Source organism: Neorhizobium puerariae, from assembly GCF_042429745.1.
GTDB classification, from domain to species: Bacteria; Pseudomonadota; Alphaproteobacteria; order Rhizobiales; family Rhizobiaceae; genus Neorhizobium; species Neorhizobium puerariae.
Window position 1 is genome coordinate 1 of sequence record NZ_JBHMAA010000034.1, and the last position, 18,480, is coordinate 18,480.

21 protein-coding genes and 1 tRNA gene are annotated in these 18,480 nt (G+C 61.7%); 14 read left to right on the forward strand and 8 right to left on the reverse strand.

Annotated elements, in window-relative coordinates; translation table 11 throughout:
• Positions 1-235, forward strand: a 235-nt coding sequence (locus tag ACFFP0_RS26705; RefSeq protein WP_377265259.1) for a hypothetical protein, incomplete at its 5' end; no start/stop codon positions are given.
• 50 nt (positions 236-285) lie between these two features.
• Here ACFFP0_RS26705 and ACFFP0_RS26710 read toward each other — a convergent pair.
• The gene (locus ACFFP0_RS26710; protein WP_377265260.1) at positions 286-741 is read right to left on the reverse strand and encodes an Arc family DNA-binding protein; all 456 of its coding nucleotides are present in this window, start codon (positions 739-741) and stop codon (positions 286-288) included.
• Between the two features lie 101 nt (positions 742-842).
• Between ACFFP0_RS26710 and ACFFP0_RS26715 the strand changes: the two genes are divergently transcribed.
• Genes ACFFP0_RS26715 through ACFFP0_RS26740 form a run of 6 tightly spaced genes read left to right on the forward strand, consistent with a single transcriptional unit; the run spans position 843 to position 3,568 of the window.
• Positions 843-1,010, forward strand: a complete 168-nt coding sequence (locus ACFFP0_RS26715) for an Arc domain-containing protein (protein ID WP_377265261.1) — start codon at positions 843-845, stop codon at positions 1,008-1,010.
• A gap of 42 nt (positions 1,011-1,052) precedes the next feature.
• Positions 1,053-1,532, forward strand: coding sequence for a hypothetical protein (locus ACFFP0_RS26720; RefSeq protein WP_377265262.1), 480 nt, complete (start codon positions 1,053-1,055; stop codon positions 1,530-1,532).
• Positions 1,529-2,053: a hypothetical protein gene (locus ACFFP0_RS26725; protein WP_377265263.1), complete on the forward strand. Its 525-nt coding sequence runs from the start codon at positions 1,529-1,531 to the stop codon at positions 2,051-2,053. The genes ACFFP0_RS26720 and ACFFP0_RS26725 overlap by 4 nt, the downstream gene beginning before the upstream one ends.
• A complete protein-coding gene (locus tag ACFFP0_RS26730) occupies positions 2,050-2,238 on the forward strand; it encodes a hypothetical protein (RefSeq protein WP_377265264.1) in 189 nt (62 codons plus the stop codon). The genes ACFFP0_RS26725 and ACFFP0_RS26730 overlap by 4 nt, the downstream gene beginning before the upstream one ends.
• On the forward strand, positions 2,235-2,630 hold the full coding sequence (locus tag ACFFP0_RS26735; RefSeq protein ID WP_377265265.1) for an excisionase: 396 nt from the start codon (positions 2,235-2,237) through the stop codon (positions 2,628-2,630). Before ACFFP0_RS26730 ends, ACFFP0_RS26735 begins: the two co-directional genes overlap by 4 nt.
• 14 nt (positions 2,631-2,644) lie before the next feature.
• Entirely contained in the window at positions 2,645-3,568 is a 924-nt protein-coding gene (locus ACFFP0_RS26740; protein WP_377265266.1) for a tyrosine-type recombinase/integrase, read from the forward strand.
• Between the two features lie 65 nt (positions 3,569-3,633).
• Here the strand turns inward: ACFFP0_RS26740 and ACFFP0_RS26745 are convergent.
• Positions 3,634-3,708 (reverse strand) — tRNA-Val (locus tag ACFFP0_RS26745).
• A gap of 106 nt (positions 3,709-3,814) precedes the next feature.
• Entirely contained in the window at positions 3,815-4,177 is a 363-nt protein-coding gene (gene cpdR1, locus ACFFP0_RS26750) for a response regulator CpdR1 (RefSeq protein ID WP_037077221.1), read from the reverse strand.
• Positions 4,178-4,595: 418 nt separating this feature from the next.
• Between cpdR1 and ACFFP0_RS26755 the strand changes: the two genes are divergently transcribed.
• Both ACFFP0_RS26755 and hisN read left to right on the forward strand, forming a co-directional pair.
• Positions 4,596-5,483 (forward strand): N-formylglutamate amidohydrolase, encoded by an 888-nt coding sequence (locus ACFFP0_RS26755; protein ID WP_377265267.1) that lies wholly within the window; start codon positions 4,596-4,598, stop codon positions 5,481-5,483.
• A gap of 390 nt (positions 5,484-5,873) precedes the next feature.
• Entirely contained in the window at positions 5,874-6,650 is a 777-nt protein-coding gene (gene hisN / locus ACFFP0_RS26760; RefSeq protein ID WP_377265268.1) for a histidinol-phosphatase, read from the forward strand.
• Between the two features lie 6 nt (positions 6,651-6,656).
• On the opposite strand, the gene ACFFP0_RS26765 is transcribed toward hisN, so the two are convergent.
• Positions 6,657-7,625, reverse strand: coding sequence for an alpha/beta fold hydrolase (locus tag ACFFP0_RS26765; RefSeq protein WP_377265269.1), 969 nt, complete (start codon positions 7,623-7,625; stop codon positions 6,657-6,659).
• 393 nt (positions 7,626-8,018) lie between these two features.
• Between ACFFP0_RS26765 and ACFFP0_RS26770 the strand changes: the two genes are divergently transcribed.
• Positions 8,019-8,501, forward strand: coding sequence for an Hsp20 family protein (locus tag ACFFP0_RS26770; protein ID WP_377265270.1), 483 nt, complete (start codon positions 8,019-8,021; stop codon positions 8,499-8,501).
• 84 nt (positions 8,502-8,585) lie between these two features.
• Here the strand turns inward: ACFFP0_RS26770 and ACFFP0_RS26775 are convergent, their stop codons facing one another.
• The 3 genes from ACFFP0_RS26775 to ACFFP0_RS26785 form a co-directional block, all read right to left on the reverse strand.
• Positions 8,586-8,999 (reverse strand): DUF2442 domain-containing protein, encoded by a 414-nt coding sequence (locus ACFFP0_RS26775; protein WP_377265271.1) that lies wholly within the window; start codon positions 8,997-8,999, stop codon positions 8,586-8,588.
• Positions 8,986-9,234, reverse strand: a complete 249-nt coding sequence (locus ACFFP0_RS26780; RefSeq protein ID WP_377265272.1) for a DUF4160 domain-containing protein — start codon at positions 9,232-9,234, stop codon at positions 8,986-8,988. Before ACFFP0_RS26780 ends, ACFFP0_RS26775 begins: the two co-directional genes overlap by 14 nt.
• A 62-nt stretch (positions 9,235-9,296) precedes the next feature.
• Positions 9,297-10,295 (reverse strand): bile acid:sodium symporter family protein, encoded by a 999-nt coding sequence (locus ACFFP0_RS26785; protein WP_377265273.1) that lies wholly within the window; start codon positions 10,293-10,295, stop codon positions 9,297-9,299.
• 151 nt (positions 10,296-10,446) lie between these two features.
• On the opposite strand from ACFFP0_RS26785, the gene ACFFP0_RS26790 reads away from it, so the two are divergent.
• A complete protein-coding gene (locus ACFFP0_RS26790; RefSeq protein WP_377265318.1) occupies positions 10,447-11,304 on the forward strand; it encodes a LysR family transcriptional regulator in 858 nt (285 codons plus the stop codon).
• 13 nt (positions 11,305-11,317) lie between these two features.
• On the opposite strand, the gene ACFFP0_RS26795 is transcribed toward ACFFP0_RS26790, so the two are convergent.
• On the reverse strand, positions 11,318-12,370 hold the full coding sequence (locus tag ACFFP0_RS26795; RefSeq protein ID WP_377265274.1) for a threonine aldolase family protein: 1,053 nt from the start codon (positions 12,368-12,370) through the stop codon (positions 11,318-11,320).
• A gap of 495 nt (positions 12,371-12,865) precedes the next feature.
• On the opposite strand from ACFFP0_RS26795, the gene gltB reads away from it, so the two are divergent.
• Genes gltB through ACFFP0_RS26810 form a run of 3 tightly spaced genes read left to right on the forward strand, consistent with a single transcriptional unit; the run spans position 12,866 to position 18,289 of the window.
• On the forward strand, positions 12,866-17,566 hold the full coding sequence (gene gltB / locus ACFFP0_RS26800; protein WP_446692718.1) for a glutamate synthase large subunit: 4,701 nt from the start codon (positions 12,866-12,868) through the stop codon (positions 17,564-17,566).
• A gap of 58 nt (positions 17,567-17,624) precedes the next feature.
• Complete coding sequence (locus tag ACFFP0_RS26805; RefSeq protein ID WP_377265276.1) at positions 17,625-17,894, forward strand: antitoxin; 270 nt, start codon at positions 17,625-17,627, stop codon at positions 17,892-17,894.
• A complete protein-coding gene (locus ACFFP0_RS26810) occupies positions 17,894-18,289 on the forward strand; it encodes a type II toxin-antitoxin system VapC family toxin (protein ID WP_377265277.1) in 396 nt (131 codons plus the stop codon). Before ACFFP0_RS26805 ends, ACFFP0_RS26810 begins: the two co-directional genes overlap by 1 nt.
• Positions 18,290-18,480 lie beyond the last annotated feature (191 nt).

The window sequence follows — 18,480 nt, forward strand, 5'->3', positions numbered from 1 at the left end:
GGCTGATTGCGACTATAATGCCGCCGGGTGGTCGGGTTCCACATGGCGCTTCCATTCAGGCTTCAAGACACCCGATTGGAATCATCAGCGGCCCGATCACTCAACCCCAATTCTCGGACAGGCTCTTAGCAGTACCCGGCCTTGGTTCGGCGCTGCGCAGGCTCTGACTGTTCTGGACGGCTTCATGCACTTTAAACATCCTGAAACAGCGAATGGCGCAAACCAGCATTCCTGATAGGAGTCTCCAAGTTGGCCAAGGCGCTGATCAATCGAAACGCTCATGGACTACTCCTTTCGTAGAACTGCAGCCTTTATTAATTCAATGTCTTCGCGCAATTGCGCTATCGATTGATGCAAGCCTGCAACGGTATTGGCTTGTTCATAAAGCTGATCTACGTGTTCTGACCTAGCCATCAGCTGCGCTTCAAGTTCGGCGATGCGTTTTACCGCGCCACCGTCGAGCAATTTCCTGCAGTTTTCGAGTTCGATAACCAACGTGTTGCGTTGCCGCCTGCCTTTACGCTGCTCCATAAGTGCAATTGACAACTGTTCGTCACGGCGTTGGAGTTTTTTACTCAACTCGGAAATCTCCTGACCCATATCGGTCAAAGAGGTTTCTAACCGACTTACAATCTCGGCATTCACTGAGCGGTTAGCTTCAGCGGCGGCTTTTTCGATCAGCGAATAGGTTTCCTGGGGTACCCGTATTGTATAGCGGGCGTAATCATCTTGCTTGGCCATCGGAACCCTTAAACACCAAATTGGTGAAAAAACCAATAGCGCCCCATTGCGCACTAATTTGGTGCATGATAACTTTCACCAAATTAGTGAAAGGGTAGATGATGAGCGACGTTCAGAAACAGTTTAAACTCAATATTCCAGATGACGTGAAGCGATGGCTGGCGGAGGAAGCTAGTAGGAACCTGCGCTCCCAAACCGCTGAAATCGTGCTGGCTCTCAAAGAGAAAATGAGACGGCAGACAGAAACGAAAAAAGCCGACGCTGCTTGAGACCCGCGTCGGCTTTTTCTGCATCCAGAGAAAGGATACCAAATGCAGAAGAACCTTACACCGATCGGCGGCGAGGGCGCAAGCCTTTCGCGCCGCACCTTCATCACCGCCGCCACCGCCAGCACCGCCGCAACATTGCCGGCCGTGGCGCTGGCGGCTGGTGAAGAAGTTTCCCACCAGCCGCTTTCCGAATTGCCGATCGAGCGCTTTGACCGCCATGCCGGCGAGCTTTCGGACGTGCTGAACGACTACCTCGACGGCCGATTTTATGCCTGCATCTATCCCTCGGCCAACGATTTATTCCACCACTACCCGGTGATCCTGAAAGAGATCGCGGCGGAGAGAGAGTTGCCGCTGGAGCAGCAGCTTGACGCCTGCATCGCCAGGCTCCGCAGTATCCTCTTACGGCTTCACCCCGGGTGTGATGACGTTTATGGCGGGTACCACGCCCACAGGAAGGGCTCCGGCGGGACGGTCTTTCTGGACGTTTCATGGCCAAGCGCCGAAGGCGGTGCTGCATGAGGGGCGTTGCACGGAAAACCGCGGCCAGGCATTCGACCATTGATCCTTTGGCCCAGGCTATTGCCGATTTCAGATCGGGTATGGCCAAATTTTGCGAGTTGCCGGATTTCGGGAATGGCAGGCAGCATGAAGACGCGATCGCGGCGACATATAGGCCGCCTCAGGATGCCCTTGAACGGTGGGAGCAACCGGCGACAACCAGGATCGCGGCGATTGAGGCCTTGCGCCTGGCTGACGAGGAAAAACGGGATCACGCCGATTCCAGGATTATAAAAGCCATGGTTCGCGCCTCTCTGAGGTTTTTCGAAACAGAGCCCCAGACGTCCGCAGATTGTGCGGGGGCCATCAGTCAGATCCATGACGCGATAGACTTTCTCACTGCGATCTGCATGGCGGCGGATGCCTTCGACGAAAATCACGCCAGCGCCATGAAAGTGGTCGGTGGCGCGGCTATCGATTGCTTGAATCTCGCGCTCGACGAGCTGCGCGAGATGGGGTGGCCGAGGAAGGTGGCGGCATGATCGCGCTTCAACGAAAACCAATCGAGGACGCGATCAAGGCGCTGCTTGCCGTTCTCGACATGATGGACGGCAATCCAGACGAGGAGGAGCCGGGAGATATGGAGCCCTCCCTCGGCTGGACCATCCACGGCGGCTTTGGCCTGATCTCCGCCGATGATCGCGAGATTGACGAGGTGGCGGCATGAAAATCGATCCCAACCTCGTCACAGACGATATGCCATTGCGCCTCAAGAAGGCGCTCGAGTTGGCCTTCCCGCACGGGGGAATGACGGTGAGCGGTCTTCGCACCGAAATCAGGAACGGCAACCTCGCGGCCGAGACGATCGCGGGGAAGCAATTCACGACGCTGAACCACATAAAGGCGATGAGGGCGAAATGCCGCGCAAATCAAAAGGGGTCCGCAAGTGGCTCCGCGAGCGAAAGGGACGAGCAGCCGTCTGGGTCATCCTCGACGGATCGGTTGAAGTCAGCACAGGATGCCTTGCAGACGATGTCGCTGGCGCTGATCGGGCGCTCGAAAAATACCTCGCTCAAAGACACAAGCCGGACTTCCACAAGGGTGATCCGGAAAGCGTAGCCGCGGCGGACGTCATGCTCTACTACGTCGAGGAGCATGCGCCGACCACGACGCACCCGGAGCTGATCGGTTTCCACATGCTGCCGCTCAACCAGTTCTTCGGCGACAAGGTCGTCGCGCAAGTCGATCCGAAAGCCTGCCGGGATTATGTGAAACAGCGGCAGTCGGGCGAGGTGGGGCGAAGGGCGGTCAAAGCGGCCACCGCCCGCCGCGAACTGGAAACGCTGCAGGCGGCGCTGAACTTCGCTCATGAGGAAAAGAAGCTCCTCTATCCGGTCAAGCTCAAGCTGCCGAAGAAATCGCCCGCGCGCGTTCGCTGGCTTTCCGAAGCGGAGGCGGTTCGCCTCCTGGCGGCGGCCTTGGGGTTCGTTCCGACTTATTCCGACGTCGCTACGCGGCAGCTCGAAGGCTGGCGCAGGTGGCACCGGCCGCAATATCACGTCGCCCGCTTCATCCTCATCGGGCTCTACACCGGCACCCGGCACGATGCGATCCTGAACCTACGGTGGGAACGGAACGCCGATGGCGGATGGCTCGATATCGAGCACGAGATCCTCTACCGCAAGGGAGACGGCCAGGCCGAGACGAACAAGCGGCGGCCGCCGGCTCGCATCCCATGGGTATTGGTTCGCCATCTTGCCCGCTGGCGGAAGCTCACCGCTCACGGGCCGATCGAATATCACGGCGACCTGATCGCTAAGCTGAAGACCGGCTTCAACAACGCCCGCGACCGGGCAGGGCTCGGCCGGGACGTCGTTCCGCATGTGCTGCGGCATACCTGCGCCACCTGGCTCCTCGACGAGGGCGAGACGATGTGGGACGTGGCAGGCTTCCTCGGCACCTCGGAAAAGGTGATCCGCGACACTTACGGGCATCATTCGACGGGCAGCAAAGAGGCCGCAAAAACGCGATTTCGTGGGCGAAACTTGGGCAAATGAACTTGGAAAGGAAATCGGGTTATGTCGTCAACCTCGCAAACGCCTGTGTTAGCAGGGAATCGGAATGGTGGGCGTGACAAGGATCGAACTTGTGACCCCTACGATGTCAACGTAGTGCTCTCCCGCTGAGCTACACGCCCATCCGATGGCGGCGCATAGACCATAGACTGATCGGGCCGTCAACTGGTTTTTGTGACGAAATGCGAAGCTTTTTTGAAGGCCCCGCATTTCCAGGCGTTTCAGGTCTCAGGCCGCGAGAAGCTTGTTCACTTCATCCACCAGATCGCGCAGGTGGAACGGTTTGGAGAGGACCTTGGCATCCTTCGGAGCCTTGGAATCGGAGTTGAGGGCGACGGCCGCAAACCCGGTGATGAACATCACCTTCAGGTCCGGGTCGAGCTCGGTGGCGCGGCGCGCCAGCTCGATGCCGTCCATTTCGGGCATGACGATGTCGGTCAGGAGCAGCGAGAACGGTTCCTCGCGCAGGCGGTCATAGGCGCTGGCGCCATTGTCGAAGGAAGCGACCTTGTAGCCCGCCTTTTCCAGCGCCTTCACCAGAAAGCGGCGCATGTCGTTGTCGTCTTCGGCGAGAAGGATTTTCTGAATCATCTCCGGGGACCGTCATCCAATGCAGATTTCAAGTGTTTTAGATGTCTCTCACACTGCCAAGATACGGTAAATATCCGTTTAATGGAGGCGGAAGAAGGGTTTGGTAGGATATAGAGCGACGAACGCCCATTTGGAACCATTCCGCTGCTACGAATTTTCGTCAGAATCACGGCAGAGGCCGTGGGAAATGACAAAAATCACGCCGCCCGGAGGCCGGCTTGAACCGGCCGTCCGCGTGATCAAAGGACCGGCCGCATGTAAGAGCTGCGGCACGTATCCTTCTCCTCGCGCAACCGCCCGGGTCGAGCCAGCAGAATTGGTTTCAAATGGACGTTCTACACACCCATCAGTATGGACTTCATGCCGGGCAACTGGCAACATGGGTGTCCGGACAAGTTCGTGACATGGTAAAGGCAGGATGGATTGCAACGCGGGCGATTATGAGCATTTCGAAGTAAGGGAGCCCGCCGCGCAGACTATCCCCTTCGTTTTCAACTCGCCGCATAGCGGCCGCCTCTATCCGCCTGCTTTCCTGGCCGACGCCAATCTCGACGCGCTTTCCATCCGCCGCTCGGCCGACCATTACGTGGACGAGCTTTTCGCCGATGCGCCGGAACTCGGAGCGCCCCTGCTGCTCGCCCATTTCCCGCGCGCCTATCTCGACGTGAACCGCGAGCCCTACGAACTCGACCCGCGCATGTTCGACGGGCCTCTGCCGCCCTTCGTTAACATCGGGTCCATGCGGGTGGCGGGCGGTCTCGGCACCATTCCGCGGATCGTGGCCGAGAACATGGAGATCTATCGCCGGCGGCTTTCCGTCGACGAGGGAATGTCCCGCATCGAGACCATTTACAAGCCCTACCATGCCTGCCTGAGAAAGCTGATCGCCCGCACCCACGCCCGCTTCGGGCTTGCCGTCCTGATCGACTGCCATTCGATGCCCGGCAATATCCGGCTGTCCGGCTCGGATATCCGGCCCGATTTCATCATCGGCGACCGGTACGGCACCAGCGCATCGGCCGAACTTTCCCGCGCCGCGCTGCACTTCCTGGATGGCATGGGCTTTTCGGCCGTGCGCAACAAGCCCTATGCCGGCGGGTTCATCACCGAGCACTACGGCCGGCCCGTCCGGGGCCTGCATGCGCTGCAGATCGAGGTCAACCGCTCCCTCTACGTGGACGAGGTGACGCTTGCCAAGAGGCCGGAATTTCCGATGATCGCGGCCGCGCTTTCCACCTTCATGCGGCAGATGGCCGACTTCGTCGTCGATTTTTCCGGCAGCAGCGGCGCGCTCGCGGCGGAATAGTTTCCCGGGCTTCCCACATTCAAGAAATGCCGGCGTCAGGCCCCAAGCTTCGTGCTTCAATGGATTCGGGCGTCCTTTGTGCGTCGGGAAGGGCGCATGATGCTCCACTGGCTTGCGAGCAAAAAAAACCGCGCCTGCGGGCGCGGCTAAGTCTAGGGAGGAAACACCCAAGGAGGGTATTTACAGTCAAAGACTGTGACCTGACGGTAGTATTGCACTGCACAAATGTCAAGCAATTATTTTGGTTGATTAAATTTGCGTCATTTTTAGGCGGAGTGATAAGATTTGCGGCAGTGGCCCGATCCGCTGGCGCCCACTGGGGAGGAAACCGGTTTCCTGTTTCCGGAAACATGATTAGAAGAAGTCTCCATCCACGAGGGATTTTCTCCGATGCTTCCCGACCGCAATTTCTTCTACGAACTTGCCGATGCCGCCAGGGCGGAGACGCTGCCGCGGTTCCGGACCGGAACCTATGTGACGAACAAGCTGGAGGGCGGGTTCGATCCGGTGACGGAGGGCGACCGGGCCGCCGAGACCGCGATCCGCTCGCTGATCACCGAGAAATTCCCCGCGCACGGTATTCTGGGCGAGGAGCATGAGAATGTCGGGCTCGACCGCGAGCATATCTGGGTGATCGACCCGATCGACGGAACGCGCGCCTTCATCTCCGGCCTGCCCGTCTGGGGTACGCTGATCGGCTTCCAGTCGAACGGCCGCGCCACGATGGGTCTCGTCGACCAGCCCTTCACCGGGGAGCGCTATTTCGCCGACGGGACGCGCTCCTGGTATCGCGGGCCGGATGGCGAGCGGCAGATTTCCACGCGCGACTGCAAAACGCTGGGCGACGCCATCCTGTTCACCACATCGCCGCATCTTTTCGCCGGCAGCGACAAATCCCGATACGAATCGGTCGAAAGCCGGGTGCGGCTCTTCCGTTACGGCTGCGATTGTTATGCCTATGCGCTGCTTGCTGCCGGCCATGTGGATCTCGTCGTCGAGAACGGGCTGAAGCCCTATGACGTAGGGGCGCTCATCCCGCTCATCGAACAGGCCGGTGGCGTCATCACCACCTGGGAGGGTGGCCGTCCGGAAGGTGGCGGCAGCATCGTCGCGGCCGGCAGCAAGGCTGTGCACGCGGAGGCATTGAAGCTGCTTTCGGGCGCGTGAGAAGGATCACGCGGCGGTTTCGGAGAGGCCGAAGCCGCCGTCCTGGCCGGGCATGAAGGCCTCGATCGCCGCCAGGACCTGCGCCCGGTAGATGTCCCTGTCCTGAAAAAGCTCATGACGCGCGCCGTTGATCGTGACGAGCTGGGCGGCGCGGAAGTTGCGCGACAGTTCCTCCTGCGCCCGGTAGGGCACGATGCGGTCGAGCATGGGGGCGAGGATCAGCGTCGGGATGGTGATCCGCGTCAGGTGGGACTGGTTCGAAACGCGGCGGGCGGCCTTGAACGTCTCGTGCAGCCAGCGGGCGGTCGGCGGGCCGATCGTCAGTTCCGGGTGGGCGGCGATGATATCCGCATTGCGCTGGAAGCGCCTGGTGTCGGAGGTGAGCGGATTGCCCTCGAAGGGGCGGCGGCTCTGGTCCTTGCCGAGCTGGATGCGTCCGAGCCCGGTCCAGTTCGCCGTGCCGGCGATGGTGCGGATGACGCCTTCCGGTACGCCCTGGCCGGACAGCGCGATATAGGGCGCCGCCAGCGCCATGCGGTGGATGCGGTTCGACAGCCGCGGCGCGGCCGAAAGCGCGATCAATGCTCCGGTCGAATGCCCGACCAGGAAGAAGGGCAGGCGGGCATCCGGCAGCACGATATGTTCGAGGAAGATTTCCAGATCCCGCTCGTAGTCCGAGAAGCGGCGCACATGTCCCTTGCGCGGCTTCTTCGTCAGGCGGTCCGAACCGCCCTGGCCGCGCAGGTCGAAAGTGGCGACCCAGAGGCCCATGGCGTTCAGGTCCCGGATGGTCTCGAAATATTTCTCGATGGACTCGTTGCGCCCCTGCATGAGCACGACCGTGCCGACGGCAGGGGAAATCCCGGAGCGGAACAGGCCGTAACGCAGCTTCGTGCCGCGATGGCCGGTGAAATAACCGGCCGTGCAGTTGTCCGGGGCCGGGTTGCCCGGGGTCGGATGGAGAAGGTCTTCCATGGATATTGCCGCGTCGGTCATGCCGATAGCGATAAGCGCGGGCGACGGCACGTCAAGGAAAAAGAAACCGGAACCGGCGGTTCAGGGATAACCGCGCGGTCCCGGTCGACAATGACTGAAGGGACGAATGACTTCGGGAGGCAGTCCTGCTTCCCTGGTTGTCTTTCTACAGGGGCGATCCTGAACCTTCCCCAAATCGCGCATTCATGTGCGGTTCACCCGTCCGGCCCGCCTGTCGCGGAGGTTTTTCGAAGGGCTTGAACCCGCAGGGGACAATTCCCATTTCAGGTTTGCGGACGCCGGCAAGGGTCCGCTGAAACGGGTCCGCCATCGCCATTTCGGGAGGCGGAGCCTCTTAAGAAAACCGCAACGTCGCTTCCCAAGGAGGACATCATGCGTCACGTCGATTTTTCCCCCCTCTACCGTTCCACCGTCGGTTTCGACCGCCTGTTCAATCTTCTCGACAGCCGTGGCCCCGCCGACCAGACGCCGAGCTATCCGCCCTACAACATCGAGCGGACCGGTGAGAACACCTATCGCATCACCATGGCAGTCGCCGGTTTCGACGAAAAGGAACTTTCGATCGAGGCCCATGCCCATGTGCTGACGGTGAAAGGTGAAAAGAGCGAAGACGAAACCGTCGGCCAGAACGAATATCTCTATCGCGGCATCGCCAAGCGCGCCTTCGAGCGCCGCTTCCAGCTCGCCGACCATGTCGAGGTCCAGTCCGCTTCGCTGAAGAACGGCCTGCTTCACATCGACCTTCTGCGGAACATCCCGGAAGCCATGAAGCCCCGTCGCATCGCGATCGCCGCCGAAGCCGGCGACACCGCAAAGCAGATCGAGGCCCAGATCGCCCCGCAGCAGATCAACTAAGCCTTTTTCAATCCTTCGACCTCCAGTCAAGGATAGCAAGCCAGCGCCCCTTCCTCCGCCGGGAAGGGGCGTTTCCATGTGTAATCAATTCGTTGCGGTCTTTTTCGGGCGACCGCCCTTGCGGCCATTCTCCCGCGCCGCCACGGCTTTCGCCGCCGAACTCACCTTGCCTCCTGTAGCGCCGAGCTGCGCGGCCATCCATCGCTTCGAGCCGAAAATACCTTGCAGAAGCGCGGGTACATAAACGTCAGCGTCCAGCTTCGGCCAATAGAGGCCAAGACCGGAAGGACTGATCTCGATCTCCTCGAGTTCCTTTGCGGACGCTTCGGAAAGCTCTTCGATCTTCCTGGCCGGGATCGCGACCTGCACATCCGTATTCAGGCCGATGACGATGCGGGACGAGCGCCGGTCATAGCGAGCGGAGACGGCATAACCCGCTTCCCGCTGCGCCTGCATGCGCCCTTCCGCAGCTTTCAGATCTTTTTCAGAAATCGCCATGATGTCTACTCCATGCCGCGCAGAGGACAGCCAATTCGGGCGTCAGCATTGCCTCGATGCGGCGTAGTTCTGCCAGTTTGAATCCGTAGCTTTCGCGCAACTCCAATGGCCCGCCGGGGCAATTGAGAAGGAACACCGCTTCGCCGCCGGCTCCTTTCACATGAACATGCGCTGGTCGATGATCATTCGGATAGATCACCACGCGCAGGCCAATGAAACGCAAAAGGGTCGGCATGACCCAATATAATAAAACCCAAGCGCTTTGGAAAGTGCCGGGGCGCGGGCGCAAGATGGCTGTCAGGCCGCAGCCGGGGCGGCTGCGGCTTCCTTTGCCTTCAGCCGGTTGGCGTATTTCTGGGCGATGACGGCGCAGGCCATGAGCTGGATCTGGTGGAAGAGCATCAGCGGCAGGACGATCGCGCCGATCGCGGAGGACTGGTTGGCGAAGATCGCGTTCGCCATGGGCACGCCGCTCGCCAGCGATTTCTTCGAACCGCAGAAGGTGATGGTGATCTCGTCCTCCTTGGAGAAGCCGAGCGCCCGGCTGCCGAACATGGTGAGGCACAGCACGAAGGCGAGCAGCGACATATCGATGACGATCACGATGGCGATATCCGCTGCCGAGAAGGTGCGCCAGAGCCCCTCCATCACCGCCTCGGAAAACGCGAGGTAGACGACCATGAGGATCGAACCGCGGTCGACGGGGGCGAGCAGTTTCTTGCGGGCGCGAATCCAGCCGCCGATCCAGGGCTGCAGGATCTGGCCGACGACGAACGGCGCCAGGAGCTGCAGCAGGATGCTTTCCAGCGCATTCCAGGAAAAGCCGCCTCCGCCGGTGGTGGAAAGCAGAAGGCCCGCCAGCAGCGGTGTGAGGAACATGCCGAAGATGTTCGAGCCGGAGGCGGCGCAGATCGCCGCCGGCACGTTGCCGCCCGCCATGGATGTGAAGGCGATCGAGGACTGGACGGTGGATGGCAGGACGCACAGGAAGAGGACGCCCATGTAAAGCGGCGATGGGAGGATGTCTTCGGGGACGAGGCCGATCGCCAGACCGAGCAGCGGGAAGACCGCAAAGGTCGTCAGCAGGATCGTCAGGTGCAGCCGCCAGTGAAGGATGCCCGCGACCACGACATCCCGGGAAAGCCGCGCGCCGTGCAGGAAAAAGAGCAGGCCGATGGCGATATCGGTCGCGACGCCGAACCATTCGGCCGCAGTTCCGTGGATCGGCAGGAGGGAAGCCAGCATGACGGTGCAGACGAGAAGGACCGTAAAGCGGTCCGGCAGGAAACGGTTCATGGGAGGAATTCCAAACGCGTGCTTTATGTGTTCCGTGCATGCCGTCTGCCGGAATCCGCCCGCCAGCGACGACATGCTTTATGCGAGGCGATCCTTCGCTTATCATGAAGCGGAATGCAAATACTAACAGTTATCACGAAAGTCGATGGCGATGTTGAACCTGACACATCTGAACAGTTTCGTCATGCTGCAGCAGACCGGCAGTTTCACGGAAACGGCGGTGCGGCTGGAGATCGGCCAGTCGACCGTGACGCAGCATATCCAGCGGCTTGAAAAAGCGCTCGGGCGGCAGCTCGTTTTCCGCGATACGCATCAGGTCAGGCTGACGGCGGAAGGCGAGGCATTGCTCGGTTATGCGCGCAGCATGCTGGATCTCAACGGCAAGGTGGCTTCGCTGTTCGGCGAGAGCCGGCTCAGGGGCCGCCTGAGGCTGGGCGTCTCGGAAGACGTGGTGGCCAACCGGCTGACCTCCATTCTCGAGGACTTCATCCGGCTCTACCCGCTGGTCGACCTGGAACTGACGGTGGCGCTCTCGGCCGTGCTCTACCAGATGCAGGATGCGGGCGATCTCGATCTGGTGCTGGCCAAGCGCCATATCGGCGAGACCCATGGCCGGCTTCTCTATCGCGAGCCCCTTGTCTGGCTGGCGCGCGACCCCGATCTGGTCCTGTCGCGCGGCGAGGCGTTGCCGCTGATCGCCTTCCCGCCGCCCAGCATCACGAGACGTGTGGCGCAGGAGGCGCTCGACCGCGGAAAGGTCGTCTGGCGGATCGTCTGCACCTGCGGCAGCCTCAGCGGTCTCACCGCCGCAGCCCGGGCCGGCATGGGCGTGCTCGTCCAGCCGCGCAGCATGGCGCCGGCAGGGCTGAAGGAAATCCCGGCCGGCCGGCTTCCGGTTCTCGAAGACGTGGAATTCGTGCTGGTTCCCCGGCGCGGCGCGGACGCTGCGCTCACGGAGGCGCTTTCGAGCCTGATCGCGGCGCAGATCGCGCCGCAGCGTCAAGTATAGGCATTGCAGAGGATCAGCCGGCCCCGCAGATCGACAGGAACTGGTCGACGTCTTCCCTGGTCGTTGCAAACGAGGTGACGAGGCGGATCAGCATTTCGTTGTCCCGTACCGGTTCCGGCATGTTGTGCGGCGCCGGCCAGTCGTAGAATTTCGCGCCCCTGGTTTCCGCCGCCTTGGCGGAGGCCTTGTCGAGCACGGCGAAGATCTCGTTGGAGGTCGTGTCCCATGCGAGCCGGGCGCTGTTCAGCGAGCGGATGCCGGCGCGCAGCCGGTCGGCCATGGCATTGGCGTGGCTCGCCATGCCGAGCCAGAGGTCGTCCTGCAGGTAGGCTTCGAATTGCGCGGAGATGAAACGGGTCTTCGAGAAGAGCTGGGCGGCGCGCTTGCGGATGAAGGCGAAATCCCTGGCGAGGTCCGGGTTGAAGAAGACGATCGCCTCGGCGCACCAGCAGCCGTTCTTCGTGCCGCCGAAGGAGAGGATGTCGACGCCGCGCTTCCAGGTCATCTCCGCCGGCGTGCAGCCGAGCGAGACCAGCGCATTGGCGAAGCGCGCGCCATCCATATGGACCGGCAGGCCGTTCGCCTTGGCCACGCCGGTGAGCGCATCGATCTCGTCGAGCGAGTAGATCGTGCCGCTTTCCGTCGCCTGGGTGAGCGTGACGGCGGCGGCGCGGCCGTGATGGACGTGGCCCTGCGGGAAGCCGGCAATGCGGGCGGCGAGCTTTTCCGGATCGATCTTGCCGCTCTCGCCCTCGACCGGAACCATGCGCATGGCGCTGAAGAAATCCGGCGCTCCGCATTCGTCCTCGATCACATGCGCTTCCGAATGGGCAAAGACGACGCCGCCGACGCGGGCGACGCTCGCCAGCGACAGGGAATTCGCCGCCGTGCCGGTCGAGACGAAAAAGACGGAGACGTCCCGTTCGAAGATCTCGTTGAACCGGGCCTCGACCGTCTTGTCGAGGTCGCTTGTGCCGTAGGCCGCTGCGAAACGGGTCGATTCCCGCGAGAGGCGTTCGTTGATGGCGGGATGGGCGCCGGCCCAGTTGTCGGAGGCAAAAAACATGGAAGACACCTTGAAGCACTGCGAAAGCGTCGCGAGATTAAGCCTTTTGACCTCGTAATCAACGAGAAAGGCGCCTTCGCCCGGCGGACCTATCCCGGTGGCAATCATTCGAATATTGCCAGGCGGTTCCGGTAATTAAATTGCGCGCTTACGCAACCTGGCGAAATCTCCTGTCGCGCCGCCACGGAATTTTCAAACTCCACCCTTGTTAAGCTTTCGCAACTGTGTCATAGAAAATGAGAATTAGGACAGAAGTGCTGTCCTAATTCCTGACTGGAGCGAGCGAGATTTCCTGCTCTTTCCCGCTGACGCCGATCCGGGTTATGCTGCGCTTGCTAAGGCTGCAGCTGACGCTGGAGCGGCGCCATCGCGTGAATCAGGGAATGGCGTGCGGCCTGTCATCCTGACGAGACAATTGAGAGCCACTTTGCCCGTTTTCCATAGACACGGAAGCGGCCGACAGGAGGAACGACGATGACGAAGATAATCTCCGAGATGTCCGGCGCCGGGGCGCCGATGTCCGCCGAGACGACCGCGCGCATTCCCTTTGTCGCCTCCGGCGTGCCGGCGCGTCAGGGTCTTTATGACCCGAAGAACGAGCACGACGCCTGCGGCGTCGGCTTCATCGCCCATATGAAGGGCAAGAAGTCGCACCAGATCGTCAAGGACGGGCTCTTCATCCTCGAAAACCTGACGCATCGCGGTGCCGTCGGCGCCGACCCGCTGATGGGCGACGGCGCGGGCATCCTGGTGCAGATCCCCGACCGTTTCTTCCGCGAGGAGATGGCGAAGCAGGGCGTCACCCTGCCGAAGGCCGGCGAATACGCCGTCGGACATTTCTTCCTGCCGCGCGATGCCGAGCAGATCGAGCACTTCAAGCAGGTGATCGTCGTGACGATCGCCGAAGAAGGTCAGCAGTTCCTCGGTTTCCGCGAGGTGCCGGTCGACAATGCCTCGCTCTCCAAGGCGCCGGATATCGCTGCGACCGAGCCTTATCACCTGCAGGTCTTCATCGGGGCCGGCCGCGACGCCGCGACGAACCTCGAATTCGAGCGCAAGCTCTTCCTCGTCCGCAAGGTGATCTCCAACCGCATCTACGACCAGTTCGGCGGCCAGGAAACCGGTTTCTATCCGGTTTCGCTGTCCTCCTCGACCATCGTCTACAAGGGCATGTTCCTGGCCTATCAGGTGGGAGCGTACTACAAGGACCTCTCGGACCCGCGTTTCGAGACGGCGGTGGCGCTTGTCCACCAGCGGTTCTCGACCAACACCTTCCCGTCCTGGAAGCTGGCGCACCCCTACCGCATGGTCGCCCATAACGGCGAGATCAACACGCTGCGCGGCAACGTCAACTGGATGGCGGCGCGCCAGGCGTCGGTCTCCTCGCCGCTTTTCGGCGAGGATATCTCCAAGCTCTGGCCGATCTCCTACGAGGGCCAGTCGGACACGGCCTGTTTCGACAACGCGCTCGAGTTCCTCGTGCGCGGCGGATATTCTCTTGCCCATGCGATGATGATGCTGATCCCGGAAGCATGGGCCGGCAACCATTCCATGTCGAAGGAGCGCAAGGCGTTCTACGAATATCACGCGGCCCTGATGGAGCCGTGGGATGGCCCGGCTGCCGTCTGTTTCACCGACGGCAAGCAGATCGGCGCGACGCTCGACCGCAACGGCCTGCGCCCGGCTCGTTACCTCGTCACCGACGACGACCGCGTCATCCTGGCTTCCGAGGCGGGAACCCTGCCGGTTCCGGAGACAAGCATCGTCAAGAAGTGGCGCCTGCAGCCGGGCAAGATGCTGCTGATCGACATGGAAAAGGGCCAGATCGTCTCCGACGAGGAGGTGAAGTCCGAGCTTGCGACCAAGCATCCCTATCGCAACTGGCTGGATCGCACCCAGCTCATCCTCGAGGACCTGAAGCCGGTGGAGCCGCGCGCGCTGCGTCGCGACGTGTCGCTGCTCGACCGCCAGCAGGCCTTCGGCTACACGAGCGAGGACACCAAGCTCCTGATGTCGCCGATGGCGACGACCGGCCAGGAAGCGATCGGCTCGATGGGCACCGATACGCCGATCTCGGCCATGTCGGCGAAGTCGAAGCTGCTTTACACCTATTTCAAGCAGAACTTCGCGCAGGTGACGAACCCGCCGATCGATCCGATCCGCGAGGAGCTCGTCATGAGCCTCGTGTCGTTCATCGGCCCGCGTCCGAACATCCTCGACCACGAGGGCATGGCGAATGCCAAGCGGCTGGAAGTGCGCCAGCCGATCCTGACCAATGGCGATCTCGAAAAAATCCGCTCGATCGGCCATACCGAGGACCGCTTCGACACCAAGACGCTCGATTTCACCTATGACATCGAGCGCGGCGCCGAAGGCATGCCGGAAATGCTCGACCGCCTCTGCGAGCGCGCGGAAGCGGCGGTCAAGGGCGGCTACAACATCATCGTGCTTTCCGACCGCCAGATCGGTCCGGACCGGATCGCCATTCCAGCGCTGCTCGCGACGGCGGCGGTGCACCATCACCTGATCCGCAAGGGGCTCCGCACCTCGGTCGGCCTCGTGGTGGAGAGCGGCGAGCCGCGCGAAATCCATCACTTCTGCTGTCTCGCCGGTTACGGCGCCGAGGCGATCAACCCCTATCTCGCCTTCGACACGCTGACCGACATGCACATGCGCGGCGAATTCCCCAAGGAAGTCGACGCCCAGGAAGTCGTCTACCGCTACATCAAGGCGGTCGGCAAGGGCATCCTCAAGGTCATGTCCAAGATGGGCATCTCGACCTACCAGTCCTATTGCGGCGCGCAGATCTTCGACGCGATCGGCCTGTCCTCGGACCTGGTCGAAAAGTATTTCTTCGGCACGGCCTCGAACATCGAAGGCGTCGGCCTCGAAGAGATCGCCCAGGAGACCGTGACCCGCCATCATGCGGCCTTCGGCAAGGACCCGGTTCTTGCCTCGACGCTCGATATCGGCGGCGAATATGCCTACCGCATGCGTGGCGAAAGCCACGCATGGACGCCGGATGCGGTCGCCTCGCTGCAGCATGCCGTGCGCGGCAACAGCCAGGAGCGCTACCGCGAATTCGCCGAGATGGTGAACGAGACGTCGTCCCGGATGAACACCATTCGTGGCCTGTTCAAGATCAGGTCGGCGGAAGCGCTCGGCCGCAAGCCGGTCTCCATCGATGATGTCGAGCCGGCGGCGGACATCGTCAAGCGCTTCTCGACGGGCGCCATGTCCTTCGGGTCGATTTCCCGCGAGGCGCATACGACGCTCGCGATCGCCATGAACCGGATCGGCGGCAAGTCGAACACCGGCGAGGGAGGCGAGGAAAGCGACCGCTACCTGGCCCTGCCGGACGGTTCGCAGAACCCGGAGCGCTCGGCGATCAAGCAGGTCGCCTCCGGCCGGTTCGGCGTCACGACCGAATATCTCGTGAACGCGGACATGCTGCAGATCAAGGTGGCGCAGGGTGCCAAGCCCGGCGAAGGCGGCCAGTTGCCCGGCCACAAGGTGGACGCGACGGTCGCCAAGACCCGTCACTCCACGCCGGGCGTCGGCCTCATCTCGCCGCCGCCGCACCATGACATCTATTCGATCGAAGACCTGGCGCAGCTCATCTTCGACCTGAAGAACGTCAACCCGGAGTCCGATATTTCCGTGAAGCTGGTTTCGGAAGTGGGCGTCGGCACGGTGGCCGCGGGCGTCGCCAAGGCGCGCGCCGACCACATCACCGTCGCGGGTTTCGACGGCGGCACGGGCGCGTCTCCGCTCACCTCGCTGAAGCATGCCGGCAGCCCCTGGGAAATCGGCCTTGCCGAAACCCAGCAGACGCTGGTGCTGAACGGGCTTCGTTCGCGTATCGCGCTGCAGGTCGACGGTGGCCTGAAGACCGGTCGCGACGTCATCATCGGGGCGCTGCTCGGGGCCGACGAATTCGGCTTCGCGACCGCGCCGCTGATCGCCGCCGGCTGCATCATGATGCGCAAGTGCCACCTGAATACCTGTCCGGTCGGCGTCGCGACGCAGGACCCGGTCCTGCGCAAGCGCTTCAAGGGCACGCCGGAACACGTCATCAACTACTTCTTCTTCGTGGCCGAGGAAGTGCGCGAGATCCTCGCCTCGCTCGGCTTCACCAGGCTCGACGACATCATCGGCATGTCCGAGCTTCTGGAGAAGGACGAGATGCTGGCGCACTGGAAGGCCAGGGGCCTCGACTTCACGAAGATCTTCCACAAGGTGGAGGCTCCGAAGGAGGCGACCTACTGGACGACCCGCCAGAAGCACCCGATCGACGACATTCTCGACCGCAAGCTGATCGAGAAGTCGCAGGCCGCGCTCGAAAGCAAGGAGCCGGTGGTCTTCGACGTGGCGATCAAGAACGTCGACCGTTCGGCCGGCGCCATGCTGTCGGGCGCGCTTGCCAAGCGGTGGGGCCACAAGGGTCTCAAGGACGATACGATCCATGTGACGCTCACCGGCACGGCCGGCCAGTCCTTCGGCGCGTTCCTGGCGCGCGGCATCACTTTCGATCTGGTGGGCGACGGCAACGACTATGTGGGCAAGGGCCTGTCCGGCGGCCGTATCATCGTGCGCCCGCCGGAGAGCTCGAAGCTCGTGGCGGAGAACTCGATCATCGTCGGCAACACCGTGCTCTACGGCGCGATCACCGGCGAATGCTACTTCCGCGGCGTGGCCGGCGAGCGGTTTGCCGTCCGCAACTCGGGTGCGATCGCCGTCGTCGAGGGCGTGGGTGACCACGGCTGCGAATACATGACGGGCGGCATCGTGGTCGTTCTCGGCGAAACCGGCCGTAACTTCGCGGCCGGCATGTCGGGCGGCGTCGCCTATGTGCTCGACGAGAGCGGCGATTTCGCCAAGCGCTGCAACATGGCGATGGTCGAACTCGAACCGGTTCCGGAAGAGGACGACATGCTGGAGAAGCTGCACCATCACGGCGGCGACCTCATGCACAAGGGACGCGTCGACGTTTCCGAGGACATGACGCGCCATGACGAGGAGCGCCTCTACCAGCTCATCTCCAACCACCTGCACTACACGGGCTCGGCCCGCGCCAAGGAAATCCTTGACCGCTGGAGCGAGTACCGGCCGAAATTCCGCAAGGTCATGCCGGTCGAATACCGCCGTGCGCTGGTGGAGATGGAGCGGATGCGGATGGGGATCGCGGCGGAGTGATTTCCACAATGCTGGCGCTGTGATATGCTGGGCGCATATCACAGCATTGGAGACGGAGATGAACGAGCATGTACACGAGCTGAAAGATGGTGACGTCACTGTCAGCGTCTTCAAAAACGGACGTAGCCGTGCCGTACGCATTCCGAAGGAGTTCGATCTTGAAGGAAACAAGGTGGTGATGGTTCTCCAGCCGGATGGATCGATCCTGATGAGGACGGCGGTAACGGCAGGCCTGATCGACTACCTGAAGCAGGCGGAAGCCTGGAGCGGTGATGATTTCGTAGCAGGCGACGATGGATTGGCGCCACTGCGAGAAATCGATCTCTGATGCGCTTCATGCTCGACACGAACATTGTCTCTGCAATCGTCCGTGATCCGCGAGGCAAGGTTCTGGAAAGGCTGCTGGATGTCGGCGAGGAGAATGTCTTCATCAGCATCATTACGCATGGCGAGATTTGGTACGGCGTCAAAAAGAATTGGTCGGAAGAGCTGGAGAGGAAAGTTTCCGCTGTCACTCGAAGATTATACGTGGCGCCGCTCTCACTACCGACCGACCAGCGTTATGCGGATGTCCGACTGGCGCTGAGACAGGGGCAGAACATTGGTCCTAATGACCTGTGGATCGCCGCCCACGCACTCGCTCTCGATGCGGTGTTGGTGACGGACAACGAAAGAGAGTTTTCCCGGGTGCCGGGATTGAAGATCGAGAACTGGCTGCGATAGGCAATAGGGCCGAAGGATATGAAGGTGCGCGTTGGTGCCGTTGTTCATCTGCTGCTGTCGTTGGCTATCGTAACCGCAGTCCCGACTGCAGTTTATCTGGTCAACGGGATGGCCGGGTTTGAATTCATCGCGCTGGGGGCGGCCTTGGGCCTTGCCTGCTGGTATTGGGGGCCTGTGGCTCTGTAGTTTAG

Excerpts from the sequence above, each read along its gene's own strand:
- ACFFP0_RS26740 (WP_377265266.1), top strand. The coding sequence starts at position 2,645 with ATGCTCTACTACGTCGAGGAGCATGCGCCGACCACGACGCACCCGGAG.
- cpdR1 (WP_037077221.1), bottom strand. The coding sequence starts at position 4,177 with ATGATTCAGAAAATCCTTCTCGCCGAAGACGACAACGACATGCGCCGC.
- ACFFP0_RS26805 (WP_377265276.1), top strand. The coding sequence starts at position 17,625 with ATGAACGAGCATGTACACGAGCTGAAAGATGGTGACGTCACTGTCAGC.
- ACFFP0_RS26720 (WP_377265262.1), top strand. The coding sequence starts at position 1,053 with ATGCAGAAGAACCTTACACCGATCGGCGGCGAGGGCGCAAGCCTTTCG.
- ACFFP0_RS26735 (WP_377265265.1), top strand. The coding sequence starts at position 2,235 with ATGAAAATCGATCCCAACCTCGTCACAGACGATATGCCATTGCGCCTC.
- ACFFP0_RS26785 (WP_377265273.1), bottom strand. The coding sequence starts at position 10,295 with ATGAACCGTTTCCTGCCGGACCGCTTTACGGTCCTTCTCGTCTGCACC.
- ACFFP0_RS26775 (WP_377265271.1), bottom strand. The coding sequence starts at position 8,999 with ATGGCGATTTCTGAAAAAGATCTGAAAGCTGCGGAAGGGCGCATGCAG.
- ACFFP0_RS26730 (WP_377265264.1), top strand. The coding sequence starts at position 2,050 with ATGATCGCGCTTCAACGAAAACCAATCGAGGACGCGATCAAGGCGCTG.
- ACFFP0_RS26810 (WP_377265277.1), top strand. The coding sequence starts at position 17,894 with ATGCGCTTCATGCTCGACACGAACATTGTCTCTGCAATCGTCCGTGAT.
- ACFFP0_RS26710 (WP_377265260.1), bottom strand. The coding sequence starts at position 741 with ATGGCCAAGCAAGATGATTACGCCCGCTATACAATACGGGTACCCCAG.
- ACFFP0_RS26770 (WP_377265270.1), top strand. The coding sequence starts at position 8,019 with ATGCGTCACGTCGATTTTTCCCCCCTCTACCGTTCCACCGTCGGTTTC.
- ACFFP0_RS26780 (WP_377265272.1), bottom strand. The coding sequence starts at position 9,234 with ATGCCGACCCTTTTGCGTTTCATTGGCCTGCGCGTGGTGATCTATCCG.
- gltB (WP_446692718.1), top strand. The coding sequence starts at position 12,866 with ATGTCCGGCGCCGGGGCGCCGATGTCCGCCGAGACGACCGCGCGCATT.
- ACFFP0_RS26725 (WP_377265263.1), top strand. The coding sequence starts at position 1,529 with ATGAGGGGCGTTGCACGGAAAACCGCGGCCAGGCATTCGACCATTGAT.
- hisN (WP_377265268.1), top strand. The coding sequence starts at position 5,874 with ATGCTTCCCGACCGCAATTTCTTCTACGAACTTGCCGATGCCGCCAGG.
- ACFFP0_RS26765 (WP_377265269.1), bottom strand. The coding sequence starts at position 7,625 with ATGGAAGACCTTCTCCATCCGACCCCGGGCAACCCGGCCCCGGACAAC.
- ACFFP0_RS26790 (WP_377265318.1), top strand. The coding sequence starts at position 10,447 with ATGTTGAACCTGACACATCTGAACAGTTTCGTCATGCTGCAGCAGACC.
- ACFFP0_RS26795 (WP_377265274.1), bottom strand. The coding sequence starts at position 12,370 with ATGTTTTTTGCCTCCGACAACTGGGCCGGCGCCCATCCCGCCATCAAC.
- ACFFP0_RS26715 (WP_377265261.1), top strand. The coding sequence starts at position 843 with ATGAGCGACGTTCAGAAACAGTTTAAACTCAATATTCCAGATGACGTG.
- ACFFP0_RS26755 (WP_377265267.1), top strand. The coding sequence starts at position 4,596 with ATGGATTGCAACGCGGGCGATTATGAGCATTTCGAAGTAAGGGAGCCC.